We start from the raw sequence: 511 nt of genomic DNA, 5'->3' as shown, positions 1-511 counted from the left end.
AGTATATAAAAAGAAATAATAAAAAGCTAGAATGATTCAATCTATATAGGGAAACGTATACAGAAACAACAGCCGTAAACTGCATATAAGTTATGAGATAAGTTTAACTGCAAATTATCCTATTTGAATTAATACGTACAGGAAGATAACTAATAGTGAAGGCAGATCTGAGAAGAAATTCCGTCGTATAACATAATATTCAAGCAGCGGCTCCTTTGGAGCCTTGGTCTGCAAGAAGGATTTCAGTGAAGCAACTCAGCAGACAACCCCTAGCGGGGTTCGTGAATACAAGAACGTTATACGCAAGTCATCAAATTTTAAATTATTGATTTAATTTATATGCTTTAATCAATTTAATGCATTAGAGGAGGATAATTATGGCTTGTGAATATTGCTCAACATCATATTCCAAAGAACAAATTATTGAAGGGTCGAAAAAACACTTATGTGAAACTTGCTCGTATCTAGAGGATATGATTAATAATTTTGTGATTAATACGCATCCTATTTA

Origin of the sequence: Paenibacillus ottowii, assembly GCF_050516475.1 — a bacterium.
Taxonomy (GTDB): Bacteria; Bacillota; Bacilli; order Paenibacillales; family Paenibacillaceae; genus Paenibacillus; species Paenibacillus ottowii.
This window is presented reverse-complemented; position numbering follows the sequence as displayed.